Raw genomic sequence first — 15392 nt, forward strand, 5'->3', positions numbered from 1 at the left:
TATCGCAAAGACAACGAATTAGGCTTTTTCCAGCTTAACCGCGCACTTTTTAAAGTCAGTCTCTTTCGACAGCGGGTCGGTCGCATCCAGCGTCAGGTTATTCACCAGCTGGGCCGCATCAAAGAACGGCATATACACCAAGCCCTGCGGCACGCGGTTACGGCCACGGGTTTCCACAATCGAAATCACTTCACCGCGACGCGAGATCACTTTCACCTTGTCACCACGGCGCAGGCCGCGCGCTTTCGCATCCAATGGATGGATAAACGTCACCGCTTCGGGGAAGGCGCGGTGCAGCTCTGGCACACGGCGGGTCATTGAACCAGTATGCCAATGCTCCAGCACACGACCGGTCGACAACCACAGGTCATACTCTTCATCTGGGCTTTCTGCTGCCGGCTCATACGGCAACGCAAAAATAACCGCTTTACCGTCTTTATGACCGTAGAAACGTACCCCTTCACCGGCTTTAACAAACGGATCGAACCCTTCGCGGTAACGCCACAGGGTTTCTTTCCCATCGACCACCGGCCAGCGGATGCCGCGCACTTGATGATAAGTATCAAACGGCGCTAAATCGTGACCATGGCCGCGGCCAAAGAAGGCGTACTCTTCAAACAGCCCTTTTTGCACATAGAAACCAAACGCGCGTGCTTCATCGTTCAGACGATCGTCTGGGATCTCGCTCAGCGGATAGGCATTGACCTTGCCATTGGCGTACAACACGTCAAACAGGGTCTTGCCCTTAAGTTCTGGCTGTTTAGCTAACAAGTCGGCAGGCCAAACTTCATCCACCGTAAAGCGCTTGGAAAACTCCATCAGCTGCCACAAGTCAGATTTAGCCTCACCCGGCGCTTTCACCTGCTGGTGCCAGAATTGCGTACGACGCTCAGCGTTACCGTAAGCCCCTTCCTTCTCCACCCACATCGCGGTTGGCAGGATCAGGTCGGCAGACAGCGCACTGACGGTTGGATACGGATCGGAAACCACGATAAAGTTGCGCGGATCACGCCAGCCCGGCATCCGATCGGCATTGATGTTCGGACCGGCCTGCATGTTGTTGTTACACATCACCCAGTAGGCATTCAGCTTGCCATCTTTCAGCGCGCGGTCTTGCGCCACGGCGTGCAGACCCACTTTTTCTGGGATGGTACCGGCCGGTACGTTCCACTGCTGTTCGGTGATCTGGCGGTGTTTTTCATTGGTCACCACCATGTCTGCTGGCAGACGGTGCGCAAAGGTGCCCACTTCACGCGCCGTACCACACGCGGATGGCTGGCCCGTTAAGGAGAATGGACCACAACCCGGCTTGGAAATCTTGCCGGTCAGCAGGTGGATGTTGTAGCACAGGTTATTCGCCCACACGCCACGGGTGTGCTGGTTAAAGCCCATGGTCCAGTAGGAGACGACCTTGATGTTCGGGTCAGCATACAGCTTCGCCAGCTCGATCAGCTGATCTTGCGGTACGCCGGTCATCTTGCTGGTTTTTTCTACCGTGTATTCAGATACGAAGGCTTTGAAATCGTCAAAGCTCATTGGCTCAGCTGCCCCGCTACCAGCGTTCTTGGCCGCTTTCTCTAACGGATGATCTGGGCGCAGGCCATAACCGATATCGGTCGCCCCTTTACGGATATTCACGTGCTTATCCATAAACGCCTGATCAACGGCATTATTCTGGATAATGTAGTTGGCGATAAAGTTTAAGATCACCAGATCCGATTGCGGGGTGAAGATGATCGGGTTATCCGCCAGCTCAAAGCTACGGTGCTCAAAGGTCGACAGTACCGCCACTTTGACTTTGTCATTGCTCAGACGGCGGTTGGTGATGCGCGACCACAGGATCGGGTGCATCTCTGCCATGTTGGAGCCCCACAGCACGAACGCATCGGCTTGTTCGATGTCGTCATAGCAGCCCATCGGTTCATCCATACCGAAGGTACGCATGAAGCCCACCACCGCCGACGCCATACAGTGACGCGCGTTCGGGTCGATGTTGTTGCTACGAAAACCCGCTTTGAACAGCTTGGCCGCCGCGTAGCCTTCCCACACCGTCCACTGACCGGAGCCAAACATGCCAACAGCATCTGGGCCTTTTTCTTTGAGCGTGCCACGGAATTTATCCGCCATCACATCAAAGGCTTGATCCCACGTGACCGGGGTGAACTCACCCTCTTTGTCATACTGACCGTTTTTCATCCGCAGTAACGGCTGGGTTAAGCGGTCTTTACCGTACATGATCTTCGGCAGGAAATAGCCTTTGATGCAGTTCAGACCACGGTTAACCGGCGCATCAGGATCGCCTTGCGATGCCACGACACGGCCATTTTGCGTACCGACCAGAACACCGCAACCTGTACCGCAGAAACGGCACGGCGCTTTGTCCCATTTAATTTCGCCACCTTCGCCCGTAGCGGCATTCACCGCGACCGGCAGGGTGATCCCCGCAGCAGCTGCAGCGGCCGCGACGGCGTTGGCTTTCATGAAGTCCCGACGACTGAGTTTCATGGTGTTTCCTCACCTTGCTCATCCTGCTGGTGATAAACCAGCGACACCGCCAGCACGCCTGCAACGTTACGTACTGACTCAATTCTATCCAGTAAAGCAGCAGAATCGCTGCCTTGAACGACCACCACCAACTTGCCTTGCTCCGGCTCGGTAGCGGCCACTTCGGTATCGGCAAAGGCGGATAAAGCCTCCGCCACCGACGGCACGGCTTCCGGTCGGGCCTGTACTACCAGCCCGCACACGTGCCACGTTGCGTTATTCATTATTGTTCCTTACATCGTGCGTCATGCGGACCGCCTGTACTGGGCAAATGCTGACGCACGCCCCACAGCCAGTACAAACCGCCGTATCCAGCGCGAGCTTCGCCACTCCGCCGGCTTGTGGAATAAAACGGATCGCCCGTACCTCACATACATCCTGACAACTGCGGCATTCGGTACCGCACGCAGACAGGCAATTCGGCCCAATCTCTGCTTTTATTGACCAAGGCGCTTGTTGCGCAGCTTGAAACAACGGTAAGGTGCAGCTATCCGCACAGCGGCGACAGAATGTGCATTCAGCACGGGAAAAATCAGCAATGGGAAAACCGCCTTCGCCGGTGGTGAGTACGCCAGTTTCACACTGACGGATACATTCGGCGCAACGCGTACACTGATCGGTAAATAGCGGATCCGGTATCGCCCAAGGGGGACGTTGCTCTGTTTGACCGAGCCGGGCACTTTTCCAGCGGCCACGTAATAAATGACGCCGCGATAAACTGGTCATCGCATGCTCCTATGACACAGCGCATTCATGAGGGAAATATAGCCACCAAATTCCGGTTAACACTGTATTACTATTGTTCACCGTTTATCACGGTTCTGCGACCAAGTGTTGCTGATGTGCTGAGTATGCAAAATCAGCGTTAAATGGTAATACCCCGAAAGAGGTGACTAGCGGGTAACCTTGCGCAAGATCAATTCTTGGCACGGATTTTACGTGACCTAGATCTCTGAATCACAACAGAAAATTGGGGCGAAGCACGCCGCTTTTGTCTGACATATTAGCAAGACCAAGTGGGCTAAAATGCACGTTCAACCGCGTGTTGAAACACGGCACGTTGAAAGAGTGCGCTTTGAAAGATGGAATAAAAACTGAACACGATAAACAAACAGACACGCAAAGAGACAAGTGAAGATCAGGTGTTAGTTAAACGCTCTGTCACCCGAACGTTAGCTCGTCCGCTCACTGCGATTATTTTGCTGGCAATTTTATCCACCAGCATTGCGCTGCTGACCATCGCCGGCAATATCAGTAATGCTGAAGCCGTCAACGTGGCCGGCTCACTGCGCATGCAAAGTTACCGGCTAGCCTACGATCTGACCAGCCAGCCGCAAGATATTGATGCGCACTTGTCTGAATACCGACGCTCGCTGCTAGCCCCTTCCCTGCGTAAGCTCACACGCTTTTATGTGCCGGAGCGCGTACGTGAAGAGTATGTGCAGCTGCTACTAACCTGGCGCACCCTCGAACAACAGCTGCAACACGGCCACAGCGAAGCTTTCTTACAAGGTCTAGCCGCCTATGTCAGCCGAATCGACCACTTTGTGTTGGCCTTACAACACTATTCTGAGCAAAACATGACCCAAGTGGGGATCGTGATGCTCAGCGGTCTGCTGGCCATCATGGGGCTGGTGTTGTTTGCCCTGCGTACCACGCGGCGTGAAGTCGTGGCGCCGCTCAATAAACTGCTGAGCGCTAGCCGCCAAATCCAAAACGGCCAATTTTCACCGCTGGCGCTCGATAGCGACCTGCCAAACGAGCTAGGCGTGCTGTCCACCACCTTTAGCCGCATGGCCGGCGATCTGGAAAAACTGTATCGCTCGCTGGAAGACAAGGTTCAAGAAAAAACCCTCAGCCTGACTCAAGCCAACCGCACCTTAAGCGTGCTGTTTGACGCCTCACAGGCTCTAACGGTCAGCCAAATTACCCGCCCGGGGTTGGAAAAGGTGCTGGATATTGTGCGGCGCAGTGAGCAGCTGGATTTCCTGCAACTGGACGTAACCGATCGCGGGCAAGGTTTGTGGAGCCTGCATAGCGGACAAGAGCCCGCGCTCGACAAACCAGATGCACAGCCAGTCTGCGAGCAGATTCTGAGTTTAGATGGTCAACCGCTTGGGATCTTGCGCTGGCCAGCTCACCAGCAACCTCAGCCGCAACTGATGCAAAACGTGGCCAACATGCTCAGTCGCGCCATTTACTTAAACCGCATGCAAAAACAGCAGATGCAACTGCTGCTGATGGAAGAGCGCTCCACCATCGCCCGTGAGCTGCATGACTCGCTAGCGCAAGCCTTGTCTTTTTTGCGCATCCAGATCACCTTACTGCGTCGCAGTACCGATCCGGATAATCCAAAAGCGCAGGCGATTATTCGCGATTTTGAACAAGCGCTCAATGACGCTTACCGGCAACTGCGTGAATTGCTGACCACCTTCCGCTTAACCATCGAAGAAGCGGATTTGCAAGCCGCACTACAGCAACTGTTAGCCCCACTGCGCGAACAAAGTCAGGCACAAATTGCGTTACACTGTGCGTTATCCTCACAATCGTTGAATGCCCAACAGCAAGTACATGTACTGCAGATTGTGCGCGAAGCGGTACTGAATGCGATTAAACATGCGAATGCACAGCACATTACCGTATGCTGTGACTGCGACAAAGATGAGCAGAATGTCATCCGGATTACCGATGATGGCGTCGGGATCGCGACCCTTGAAGAGCCAGAAGGCCACTACGGCCTGACCATCATGGCTGAGCGCGCTGCGCGCTTGGGGGGAAAACTGGAGATTTGTGCGACCGAACAAGGCGGCACCGAAGTGCGACTCAGCTTTGACCCTGTCACCGCCAATAACGTACCACCGAGCTAATTTACTGTAGTATATAAAAATTCTTGGGCAGACATCGGAGCCCGGTCGGAGCAAAAACAGATAACTATTCTCTTAAGCACCACGCGCTTAAGAAACATGCTCTGAAGATCCATCCCAGAATAACAAATGGGGTTTAGCTATTTCGACTCAGACAACGTTGGTTTACTGCCGATAAACCGACACGCAAAAATTAGGACAGAATTGATGGATACCAACCACACCACACCGAACACCACCGCCACGTACAGCGTGATGATTGTGGATGATCACCCGTTGATGCGCCGTGGTCTGCGTCAGTTACTGGAGCTAGAGCCGACGTTTGATATCGTTGCCGAAGCCAGCAGTGGCAGTGAAGCTATTGCGCTGGCTGGCCGTACTCAACCAGATATCATCCTGCTGGATTTGAACATGAAGGGGTTATCTGGGCTAGATACCCTGCATGCGCTACGTAATGAAGGCATTGATGCGCGCATTATTATCCTGACCGTTTCTGATGCGCGCAGCGATGTGTATGCGCTGGTCGATGCAGGCGCTGATGGCTACCTGCTGAAAGACAGCGAGCCAGAATTGCTGCTCAGCCAAATTTGTGAAGCAGCACAAGGGCAACAGGTGTTCAGCGAAACCGTGTCGGGCTATTTGAGCTCGCGCACCCAAATTACCGATCCGCTGGCCGAATTAACGCAACGTGAAATGGACATCCTGCAAGGGGTTGCTCGTGGCATGTCTAACAAGCAAATTGCCGCTGAACAATTCATTTCGGAAGAGACCGTGAAAGTGCACGTGCGTAACCTGCTGCGCAAACTGAACGTTCGTTCACGGGTTGCCGCTACCGTGCTGTATCTAGAATATAAAAATCAGTGGTCGTCTTAAGTGCGTGACATTCATGCACGGATAAGCTCTGACTAACGTCTCTCGCTCTGCCGGTCCCTGCCGGCAGTGTGGCCATATCGATACATTGCCATATCGCTACTGAAGATAGCGCAACGCCACAAAATCTAACTCAACGCCTCACTCAGCATTTCAATATCGCACCTTATTTCACACCAAACCGCATTCCAATACCAACGAGCCCAGCACCGCCGTTAGCGACATGAGCACATCGGTATCCTAGCATCACCGCGTATGGGATATATGTGCAAGCTAGAAAGCAAAAAACCCCGTTGCTTTTCAGCAACGGGGTTTCGAAATTTGGCGGAAGAGTAGAGATTCGAACTCTAGAACGCTTTCGCGTCGCCGGTTTTCAAGACCGGTGCCTTCAACCACTCGGCCACTCTTCCGTTTTGTTGAGGCGCACTATAATCGTCACTGCCGTGAATGTAAAGCCTCGCTGAACTGTTTGCTGAGATTTCATGCAGTTTGCTGCTTTTTAATCCGCACGAGACTTGAAACAGATCACATCTGCCCGCATATTTATCTCGTAGTGGGTAAGAATCCGCTATCATCGCCGGGTAACAGGTAGCCCTGTCACTCACGTAATAAGCAACACATCACGTTAATGAGGCGACGCAATTAAAGAACGTCACCCGTTTGCCGTTATGCGGCCTTTGATTGATTAGCACGTACCGCATGTACGTTGTGTTTTTTTATTTTGTTCTCAATAACTTTTGATTTGAAGAAGGAATAGACCATGGAACCTATCGTTATCACGCAACGTGAAACGAGCCTGTTAAGTACCCACAAGGTATTGCGTAATACCTATTTCCTGTTGGGCTTAACCCTCGCCTTTTCTGCGGCCGTCGCCACCACCAGCATGCTGATGGGTTGGCCACGTCCGGGAATGATTCTGACGCTGGTCGGTTTTTATGGCCTGTTTTTCTTAACCCAACGCTATGCCAACAGTGCTAAAGGTCTGGTCGCTACATTCGCGCTGACCGGTTTCATGGGCTACACCTTAGGCCCATTGCTGGGAATGTTCCTGAAAGCCGGTGCCGGTGATGTGATCCTGACTGCGCTGGGCGGAACGGCGTTGGTGTTCTTTAGCTGCTCGGCTTACGTGCTGACTACCCGTAAAGACATGTCCTTTATGGGCGGTATGTTAACTGCTGGCGCTATCGCGCTGCTGGTGCTGATGGTCGCGGGGATTTTCCTGCAGATGCCAGCCATGCATCTGGCAATCAGTGCCCTGTTTGTTCTGTTCTCTTCTGGGATGATTTTGTTTGAAACCAGCAACATCATTCACGGCGGCGAAACTAACTATATTCGCGCGACAGTGAGCCTGTACGTTTCCCTGTATAACCTGTTTGTCAGCCTGCTCAGCATTCTGGGCATCATGCGTGACGAATAAGTGATGACAATGGCGTGAATACCGACTTTCACGTACACCCAACAAACCCTGCTAAGGCAGGGTTTGTTTTTTGTGGATTTCAGCGCAAAATACCTTCCCTTTGAATCCTTGACACCGGAGCCTGAAAGGCATGACATCTCCTTTGGAATTTGCAGGACGTGTGATCGATACCGATGCCCACGGTTATCTTAAAAACAGTCAGGACTGGAGCGAAGCGCTCGCGCTGTTGATCGCCGAACGTGAAGGAATTGCGTTATCCGAAGCACACTGGGAAGTGGTGCACTTTGTGCGCGAGTTTTACCAAGAATACAACACCTCACCGGCCATTCGTATGCTGGTGAAAGCCATGGCTCAAAAGTATGGCGAGGAAAAAGGTAACAGCCGCTATCTGTATAAGCTGTTCCCTGAAGGTCCTGCCAAACAGGCCACCAAGATTGCGGGTTTGCCGAAACCGGTTAAGTGTATTTAACGGATTTCAAATTCTCCCAATTCGCAAAAGGGTACCTCTTCTGCCATCAAACACTCAACGGTGGCAGAACGGGGGCCTTCGCTGAGCCAGTTAATAAAGCGGTTGATCGTCTCCTCATCGCCACAAGCCAGTACCTCGACACGCCCATCGTTGAGGTTTTTGGCATAGCCTTTGATCCCCATCGCCAACGCTTTTTGTTGGGTGAAGTAACGAAATCCCACGCCTTGCACATGACCGGCTACCGAGATTTTCATGCTGATATTGCTCATGTCCCCTCCTGCTGTCCCCTCTTTTGAGTATCGCCTATAATCGAGCGGATATCCGGCTGAATAACGACAAGACGTGATACTGAACTCAGATTGCATTTCTTGCGCGTGTCACCGAGAATAGCGCCCCATTTCTATTTACCGTTCCTGCTGAGCATATAACCATGTCTGCACGTATCATTCTGGCCAAAGGCCGGGAAAAATCATTACTCCGCCGCCACCCGTGGATCTTCTCCGGTGCCATCGAGCGCGTGGAAGGCAAACCGTTGTCCGGTGAGACGCTGGATGTTTTTGACAAAGGCGGCAACTGGCTGGCCCGTGCGGCATGGTCCGCTGACTCGCAAATTCGCGGCCGCGTGTGGACATTCGATCGTGACGAGCAGATCGATCAAGATTTCTTTGTTCGCCGCCTGCAGCAAGCCCAGCAGTGGCGTAATGTGGTCGCAGCGCGTGATGACCTGACCGGTTATCGCCTGATTGCCGGTGAATCTGATGGCCTGCCAGGGATCACCATTGACCGTTACGATAACTTTTTGGTGCTGCAGCTGCTCTCATCCGGTGCAGAGTTCCAGCGGCTGAACCTGATGAATGCCCTGCGCGAATGCTATCCAGAGTGCAACATCTATGAGCGCTCTGATGTCGCCGTGCGTAAGAAAGAAGGCTTAAAGCAAGTGACCGGTTTGCTGCACGGTGAAGAGCCACCAAAACTGCTGCCAATTCGTGAAAATGGCGTGCAAATTCTGGTGGATATCAAAGAAGGTCACAAAACCGGTTTCTACCTTGATCAGCGTGAAAGCCGTTTGGCGGCCAGCCGTTATGTGAATGGCAAAAAAGTGCTGAACTGCTTCTGCTATACCGGCGCGTTTGGCCTGTTTGCTCTGAAAGGCAACTGTAAGCAAGTGGTGAACGTGGATGTATCCCAGCCAGCGCTGGATATCGCCCGTCAAAACGCCGAGCTGAACGGTTTTGATATGAGCCGCGCCGAGTTCGTTCGCGCTGATGTCTTCAAGCTGCTGCGTGAATACCGTGAGCAGGGCGAGAAGTTTGATGTGATCATCATGGATCCACCAAAGTTCATTGAAAACAAAGGCCAACTGGCTGGCGGCTGCCGTGGTTACAAAGACATCAACATGCTGGCCATGCAACTGCTCAATCCGGGCGGTACGCTGCTGACCTACTCTTGCTCAGGTCTGATGGAATCTGGCCTGTTCCAGAAAATTCTGGCCGACGCTGCGCTGGATGCCAAACGTGAAGTGCAATTCGTTGAGCAATTCACGCAAGCAGCAGATCACCCTGTACTGAGTACCTACCCAGAAGGTCTGTACCTGAAAGGCTTCGCCTGCCGCGTGATCTAAGCACGCTGCCGATTCGGTCACTGTACTTCCATGCAGTGGCCGTTTGCTTTGTGCTGGGTGGTAGTGCCCCACACTACCCAGCGCTACTTCTTCATATCCTTTTTTGTTTTTCCTTTTGCCTCTGCTTTTCTTCTGTAGCGATTTTTTCCATAGCGACTTCCCTCTATCTATTTGTTATTTCTTACTGTTTTCTCTAAAACATCCAACATCATTTATTTTTACGCTTTTGCTGCTCAGGGCGGGAGCAAGCGATAACATGCGCGGTCTAATAGAGAGTAAGAAGCAATAAGATTACGGTTACGCTCTTGAAATTATCCGATTACTCCCCCAGATTAAGAGGTAAGACGTCAGATTTTTTAGGAGGTCATCATGATTGCCGTGAAATTTAAACCCGGCCAGCAGGTTCGCCACAAGATGCTGGGTTCTCTCGGTGTCATCCTGGACGTAGACGCCGAATATTCACTGCAAAAACCGACCCCGGCAGAAATGGGGATTGATGATGCCCTTCGCTTGGCTCCGTGGTATCACGTGGTCATGGAGAATGAAGAGGGCGAGCCGGTTCACACGTATATTGCCGAGATGCAGCTGGATCGCGAAACATTGCCACTGCACCCCGACCAACCCAACTTAGACGATTTGGCCGACACCATTGTCGAAGAGTTGGAAAAAAATCGGGCGCTGCATTAATACATGCACAGCGCTGATGCTCAAAATCTTGCACCAAACACAAAGGCCACATCGATGCCCAATAGCAAATGATGTGGCTCTTTTTTTAGGCGAAGTGAAGCACGCGTATCAGGCTTTCTCTAAACCTAAACGCGGAATTTCAATTTTCGGGCAGTGATCCATCACCACCTTTAACCCCGCCGCTTGTGCCAACGCCGCCGCCTCTTCGTTAATCACCCCTAACTGCAGCCACAGCGATTTAGCGCCAATAGCGATGGCTTCACCAGCAATCTCATAAGCCGCATCGGCACTGCGAAAAACATCCACCATATCGACCGGTTCATCAATCTCCGCCAGCGTGCGTTTGACTTCCTGCCCCAGTAATTTCTGCCCCGCCAACCCCGGATTAACCGGAATGACGTGATACCCTTGCTCAAGCAAGTACGCCATCACGCGATAACTTGGTCGCTCCGGCTTATGACTCGCCCCCACCAGTGCAATGGTTCGCGTCGACTGTAATACCTCACGGATCAAGTCTTCGTGCATGGAAACCTCCTGTTACGATAATTCGCAAAAGACGATATGATCTTAGTCACACTGTTATATCCGGCTCAGGAAGTGATTGCAAAGTGTTGTATGATTCGGCATCTTTTGCTCACAGTTTTATGCATCTGTATTGCTGTATAGCATTTAAGCCGGAAAGATCTGCAGTGGCCTGTAAGAACCGGCAACCTTAAGGAGATAATAATGAAATTGAGCCATCTTTACGCTGGGATGCTGGCCCTGTCCTGTGCAACTCCGGCTCTGGCAGCCAGCTTAACTGTTCCAACTGACGTTGAATTGCTGATGGTAGACGGCCAGAAAGTGCCCAGCGGACTGCTGAAAAGCACCCCACACGTGAATCTGCCAAACGAGACCAGCCAGATCCTGTTCCGCGTTGAGAAGATTGTTCGCTCCGGCTCTGACCAAACTCTGTTTACCTCAGCACCGATTGTGGCGTCATTCGATGCCAGCGCCGATCAAAAACTGACTATCGAGCTGCCAAAGCTGAATACCGATAGCGATGGTAAGCGCTTCAATCAATCACTGGATTTCCGTTTGGTCGACCAAAACGGCAAAACTGTCCCGTACAAATCAGACGTGCTGGCCGTTGATGGCTTGATGTCATCCCGCAATATCCAAGAAGCTCTGGCAACCTATAACCACTCCAGCTCTGCGGCTGCCGTAGCCAACTTGGCACCAGCCATGACCGCGACCTTGGCCATTCCGGTAGCAGCCGGTGCGGCAACTGCCGCAAATACCGCGGTTACCCAGCAAACTGTTACCTTGCAGGGTGAAAATGTGCCGGAGCAAATGTTACAGTACTGGTTCCAGCAAGCCGATGCCAAAACCCAGCAGCGCTTTATGAACTGGGCTAAAGATCACGCTCGTCCGTAATCCTGCCCTGCGCTGATCCGGCACGGTTTGTCTGAGAATTCACAGCCTGTGGCTGTATAGTCAGTTACCGTGCCGGAAATCGGTGTTGTACCGATTTCTTGTGCAGAGATTTCAGGAAGGAACGCATGATGTATATCACAACCCGTACGATGCAGGCCCGCAAGCAGGTTGCACTGGTGGCCCATGACCACTGCAAAGAGGCCCTGCTGCGCTGGGTTGAAGAAAATATCGACACCCTGCGCAACCACGATTTGTATGCCACCGGAACCACCGGTTCCCTGATATCCCGCGCCACCGGTCTTTCCATTCATAGCCTGCTGAGCGGCCCGATGGGCGGCGATCAGCAATTGGGCGCGTACATTTCTGAAGGCAAAATTGATGTGCTGTTCTTCTTCTGGGACCCACTCAATGCCGTGCCGCACGATCCAGACGTCAAAGCACTGCTGCGTATTTCTGCCGTGTGGAATATTCCGGTTGCCACCAACCGCGCTACCGCCAATTTCCTGATCAAATCCCACCTGTTCAATGAGCCGGTCGACATTGAGATCCCAGATTACCAGCGCTACCTGAGTGAGCGTCTTGGCTGATTCTTAGCTATCGGTTCAGAAACGCGCTGCACGGACGCAATTTACTAACGCGATACCCAAAAAATAGTGCGCCGCGTTAGGATACCAAGCGATTAGCAATCTCTATCAGGTTGCCATCGGGATCGCGGATATAGAACGATAATAGAGGGCCGGTTGCGCCAGTGCGCTGTACCGGCCCTTCTTCTATCTGAACGCCATTGGCTTTAACCCAGCGCATCGCTTCATCTAACGGCGTTTTAGTCAATAAACAGAGGTCGGCACTGCCCGGCATCGGGGTTGCGGCGCAAGGTTGAATAGGTCTAGCGGCAGGATGCAAATTGATCTTTTGCTCACCAAAGTGCAAAGCCGTGCGCTGCTCTTTGCCAAACGTCTCGGCATGCATGCCCAGAATATCCTGATAAAAATCGACCGTACGCTCGATGTCCTGCACTGTGAGAACCAAATGGTCGAGCGAGCAAAGGGTTAACATAGCACTCTCCTGTTATTGCACTGGCATAGCGTCAGCATAGTTAGCGGCGTAGAAATTGACCGTACCGCCCCACCATAGCACCAATTTGTGACCCTGTACGGCTACCACTGCTATTCAATACTCGATACCAGCCATCGCCAATAGCCAATAGCCAATAGCCAATAGCCAATAGCCAATAGCCAATACTCAATGGCCAATGATTGGCCTCATCGAGCATCGTAATTATTGTGCTCGCCGATAACACGGGACGTCAGCTTCGCGCAAGCGCGCCAAAAACCGCGATGGTTCAACATTATGCTCAGCCGAGTAATCAGTGGAATCGGCGGCTAACAGCCAGGTTTTCGCCCGCGCCCGAGTTAGCGCCAAATACAATAAGCGTCGCTCTTCGGCATCAGGAAAATATTCGGCGGGCGGTAACAGCGCCTGTTCGACCAGCGTTTCCCGCACGGGTGCCGGAAAGCCCTCACTGCCGCCCTGCAAACCCGTCAAAATGAGGTGCTCGCACTCGATGCCTATCAACTCATTCAGCGGGATATAGCGTAAAGACAGGCGTGGCCAGCGCCGCGCCGCGTAGTCCACACAAGCCGGTCGCTGTATAGCTGAGCGGCCGCTAATGACCACGGATTGCGTTGGCTGCAACACGCCGGAGAGTAAATCCAACAGCGGCTCTAATTCGCCTTCCGGTAAAATGCGCACTGGGTGTTTGCTCGCATTATTAGATTTATCACTGTTGGCGCCATGCCACTCGATATCCCGATAATCCGGGTGCTGCTGCGCTAAACGTTGGTTCACTGCCACAGCTGCTGCAGGCTGACGAAAATCGGTATCGAGCGCGATGCGATACGGCTCACCAAAACGGGCAGCAACATCGCGGCGCAGCGAAGTGCCATCGCCAACATAACGGGTGATGCGCTGCCAGTCATCGCCAAGGGCATAGAAACGGGTCTGTCGATGTGCGACCAACGGCTGCAGCAAGTCCAGTTGCCGCGGTGACAAGAGCTGCGCATCGTCGCAAATAATGTGGGTAAACAAGCTGACATAGCGGCCTGCCGCCAGCAAGTCTTGCGCTTGCTGCTCTAGCGTCAGACTATCTTGGGTACGCGCCTCTTTGAGGTGAGTGCGCCACGCTTTTAACAGTGGATTCAGTAGCCGCAGTTTTTTCTGCAGTGCTGGCTGCATCTCTTCATCCACCTGCGACTCAAGCCAACTTTTCTGACTGCCCGCCTGCCGACGCAGCAACATCAACCAGCGATCGAGACGAACGCTTAATCGAGCGCATAGCGCAGGATCTTGCCAAAATGCCTCCTCCGCTAATGGCCAGCCCAACTCTTCGCCTAACCACTGCGCCCAACCTTTGGCTTGCGCGGCCTTCTCACTGCACTGATTTTGCCACTGCGCAATCCAGAACGCGCAGCGCGCTGCATGATCTGTTTCTAACGCATTGAGCTCGCTCAGCTTGCGGCTATCAGCCTGCGCCACAATATGCGCGCCCAACTCATGCATCAGCCATATCGCGGGTAACTCCGCGTCTTGGCCCAGTGTAGATCGCAGCACCTGCAACATTCGCTCACGGCTAGCGGGAGCGCCGGCTAACAGCAAAATCTGCGACGCTTGCGCGCCCTCTTGTTGCATCAGCCATGCGGCGCGCGCAGCGGCAATATGGGTTTTCCCGCTGCCCGCAATACCCTGCACCAGAACCCGAGGTTCGTTAAGGAGCAAAGCCTCTAATTGCGATTCCGTCGGCTGCGCAGCTGGCGGTAAGCAACCACCAAACAAATCAAACTCTTGCTGGCGCAGACGCTGGATAAACTGCTGGTTGTAACGTCGCGTCAGCTCTTCGCCTTCATCCAGCCAACGTTGGCAGAAGCTAAAAGGCTCCGCACATGCCTCCAAACAGGCAACGCGCTGTGGGGCTATCGGTAACGCTTGCCACGCTTGCAAAATCGTCTGCTGCAGCTGTTGCAGCTCATCGTGGGCCAACCAGCGCAACGCTTTGAGGCGGCTGATCAGTGGCCCCCCTGCTTGCGCCAGCGCTTGCAACACCAGCGGTAGCATCTCTTGTGTCCACTGCTGCCAGCGACTTTCCAACTCGGCACAAAAGGCGCGGGTGGCATTCCAATCGGTACCATGCAAGGTGATCGTCTCGCCCTCGGCCAACACCACTTGCAACTCACCCCACACAATGCCACGGCGTATTTCTAGGGCGAGCAGCTGCCGAAACGGGACAATTAACTGTTCACTGCGAGATTGAGCATCGCGATGCGATTCAGTGCGAAGTTGATGACGGCGCTCATCGGTGGGCATACCGCGGCTAAAGCACAGGGCGTCATTCACCACTTCAACGGTGTGAAAAGGGTGCTGCGAAAGTCGGCGTCCGAGGCGGGTGGCAGTCAGTTTCATTGCGGCTACGTCATCCTTGGCATCATTGTGTTGCGGTTATATTGCTGT

15 protein-coding genes and 1 tRNA gene are annotated in these 15392 nt (G+C 53.1%); 8 read left to right on the forward strand and 8 right to left on the reverse strand.

The features are described from left to right. Positions 1-18: 18 nt before the first annotated feature. Genes napA through napF form a run of 3 tightly spaced genes read right to left on the reverse strand, consistent with a single transcriptional unit; the run spans position 19 to position 3270 of the window. Positions 19-2505: a nitrate reductase catalytic subunit NapA gene (gene napA, locus LQ901_RS08190; RefSeq protein WP_010861962.1), complete on the reverse strand. Its 2487-nt coding sequence runs from the start codon at positions 2503-2505 to the stop codon at positions 19-21. After that, positions 2502-2768, reverse strand: a complete 267-nt coding sequence (gene napD, locus LQ901_RS08195; RefSeq protein WP_010861963.1) for a chaperone NapD — start codon at positions 2766-2768, stop codon at positions 2502-2504. The genes napA and napD overlap by 4 nt, the downstream gene beginning before the upstream one ends. Further along, positions 2761-3270, reverse strand: a complete 510-nt coding sequence (napF, locus tag LQ901_RS08200) for a ferredoxin-type protein NapF (RefSeq protein WP_010861964.1) — start codon at positions 3268-3270, stop codon at positions 2761-2763. The genes napD and napF overlap by 8 nt, the downstream gene beginning before the upstream one ends. A 416-nt stretch (positions 3271-3686) precedes the next feature. Between napF and narQ the strand changes: the two genes are divergently transcribed. Both narQ and LQ901_RS08210 read left to right on the forward strand, forming a co-directional pair. After that, a complete protein-coding gene (gene narQ, locus LQ901_RS08205) occupies positions 3687-5411 on the forward strand; it encodes a nitrate/nitrite two-component system sensor histidine kinase NarQ (RefSeq protein ID WP_064977519.1) in 1725 nt (574 codons plus the stop codon). A gap of 204 nt (positions 5412-5615) precedes the next feature. Next, a complete protein-coding gene (locus LQ901_RS08210) occupies positions 5616-6281 on the forward strand; it encodes a response regulator (RefSeq protein WP_064977518.1) in 666 nt (221 codons plus the stop codon). 319 nt (positions 6282-6600) lie between these two features. On the opposite strand, the gene LQ901_RS08215 is transcribed toward LQ901_RS08210, so the two are convergent. After that, positions 6601-6688 (reverse strand) — tRNA-Ser (locus tag LQ901_RS08215). Positions 6689-7038: 350 nt separating this feature from the next. Here LQ901_RS08215 and LQ901_RS08220 point away from each other — a divergent pair. Next, complete coding sequence (locus LQ901_RS08220) at positions 7039-7695, forward strand: Bax inhibitor-1 family protein (protein ID WP_064977517.1); 657 nt, start codon at positions 7039-7041, stop codon at positions 7693-7695. A 130-nt stretch (positions 7696-7825) separates the two neighbouring features. Next, positions 7826-8164 carry a sulfurtransferase TusE gene (tusE, locus tag LQ901_RS08225; RefSeq protein WP_036768522.1) on the forward strand — a complete coding sequence of 113 codons (339 nt, stop codon included), beginning with the start codon at positions 7826-7828 and terminating at the stop codon, positions 8162-8164. Here the strand turns inward: tusE and yccX are convergent. Then, positions 8161-8433, reverse strand: coding sequence for an acylphosphatase (gene yccX / locus LQ901_RS08230; RefSeq protein ID WP_010861969.1), 273 nt, complete (start codon positions 8431-8433; stop codon positions 8161-8163). The genes tusE and yccX overlap by 4 nt on opposite strands. A gap of 161 nt (positions 8434-8594) precedes the next feature. Between yccX and rlmI the strand changes: the two genes are divergently transcribed. Both rlmI and hspQ read left to right on the forward strand, forming a co-directional pair. Further along, complete coding sequence (gene rlmI, locus LQ901_RS08235; protein WP_010861970.1) at positions 8595-9785, forward strand: 23S rRNA (cytosine(1962)-C(5))-methyltransferase RlmI; 1191 nt, start codon at positions 8595-8597, stop codon at positions 9783-9785. Between the two features lie 369 nt (positions 9786-10154). Then, positions 10155-10472, forward strand: coding sequence for a heat shock protein HspQ (hspQ, locus tag LQ901_RS08240; protein WP_010861971.1), 318 nt, complete (start codon positions 10155-10157; stop codon positions 10470-10472). Between the two features lie 108 nt (positions 10473-10580). Here the strand turns inward: hspQ and LQ901_RS08245 are convergent, their stop codons facing one another. Then, the gene (locus tag LQ901_RS08245) at positions 10581-10997 is read right to left on the reverse strand and encodes a CoA-binding protein (RefSeq protein WP_064977516.1); all 417 of its coding nucleotides are present in this window, start codon (positions 10995-10997) and stop codon (positions 10581-10583) included. A 201-nt stretch (positions 10998-11198) separates the two neighbouring features. Between LQ901_RS08245 and LQ901_RS08250 the strand changes: the two genes are divergently transcribed. Together LQ901_RS08250 and LQ901_RS08255 are read left to right on the forward strand one after the other, a co-directional pair. Next, the gene (locus LQ901_RS08250) at positions 11199-11888 is read left to right on the forward strand and encodes a DUF2057 family protein (protein ID WP_064977515.1); all 690 of its coding nucleotides are present in this window, start codon (positions 11199-11201) and stop codon (positions 11886-11888) included. Positions 11889-12016: 128 nt separating this feature from the next. Then, positions 12017-12475 (forward strand): methylglyoxal synthase, encoded by a 459-nt coding sequence (locus LQ901_RS08255; RefSeq protein WP_010861974.1) that lies wholly within the window; start codon positions 12017-12019, stop codon positions 12473-12475. Positions 12476-12551: 76 nt separating this feature from the next. Here the strand turns inward: LQ901_RS08255 and LQ901_RS08260 are convergent, their stop codons facing one another. Continuing rightward, entirely contained in the window at positions 12552-12944 is a 393-nt protein-coding gene (locus LQ901_RS08260; protein WP_039046168.1) for a VOC family protein, read from the reverse strand. A 222-nt stretch (positions 12945-13166) separates the two neighbouring features. Further along, positions 13167-15344: a DNA helicase IV gene (gene helD / locus LQ901_RS08265; protein ID WP_233672132.1), complete on the reverse strand. Its 2178-nt coding sequence runs from the start codon at positions 15342-15344 to the stop codon at positions 13167-13169. Between the last annotated feature and the right edge of the window lie 48 nt (positions 15345-15392).

This window comes from Plesiomonas sp. PI-19, assembly GCF_021368255.1.
GTDB classification, from domain to species: domain Bacteria; phylum Pseudomonadota; class Gammaproteobacteria; order Enterobacterales; family CAMTGL01; genus Plesiomonas; species Plesiomonas shigelloides.

Bases quoted from the DNA above. Each gene is read 5' to 3' on its own strand.
- napA (WP_010861962.1), bottom strand. From the start codon at position 2,505: ATGAAACTCAGTCGTCGGGACTTCATGAAAGCCAACGCCGTCGCGGCC.
- napD (WP_010861963.1), bottom strand. From the start codon at position 2,768: ATGAATAACGCAACGTGGCACGTGTGCGGGCTGGTAGTACAGGCCCGA.
- napF (WP_010861964.1), bottom strand. From the start codon at position 3,270: ATGACCAGTTTATCGCGGCGTCATTTATTACGTGGCCGCTGGAAAAGT.
- LQ901_RS08210 (WP_064977518.1), top strand. From the start codon at position 5,616: ATGGATACCAACCACACCACACCGAACACCACCGCCACGTACAGCGTG.
- LQ901_RS08220 (WP_064977517.1), top strand. From the start codon at position 7,039: ATGGAACCTATCGTTATCACGCAACGTGAAACGAGCCTGTTAAGTACC.
- tusE (WP_036768522.1), top strand. From the start codon at position 7,826: ATGACATCTCCTTTGGAATTTGCAGGACGTGTGATCGATACCGATGCC.
- yccX (WP_010861969.1), bottom strand. From the start codon at position 8,433: ATGAGCAATATCAGCATGAAAATCTCGGTAGCCGGTCATGTGCAAGGC.
- rlmI (WP_010861970.1), top strand. From the start codon at position 8,595: ATGTCTGCACGTATCATTCTGGCCAAAGGCCGGGAAAAATCATTACTC.
- hspQ (WP_010861971.1), top strand. From the start codon at position 10,155: ATGATTGCCGTGAAATTTAAACCCGGCCAGCAGGTTCGCCACAAGATG.
- LQ901_RS08245 (WP_064977516.1), bottom strand. From the start codon at position 10,997: ATGCACGAAGACTTGATCCGTGAGGTATTACAGTCGACGCGAACCATT.
- LQ901_RS08250 (WP_064977515.1), top strand. From the start codon at position 11,199: ATGAAATTGAGCCATCTTTACGCTGGGATGCTGGCCCTGTCCTGTGCA.
- LQ901_RS08255 (WP_010861974.1), top strand. From the start codon at position 12,017: ATGTATATCACAACCCGTACGATGCAGGCCCGCAAGCAGGTTGCACTG.
- LQ901_RS08260 (WP_039046168.1), bottom strand. From the start codon at position 12,944: ATGTTAACCCTTTGCTCGCTCGACCATTTGGTTCTCACAGTGCAGGAC.
- helD (WP_233672132.1), bottom strand. From the start codon at position 15,344: ATGAAACTGACTGCCACCCGCCTCGGACGCCGACTTTCGCAGCACCCT.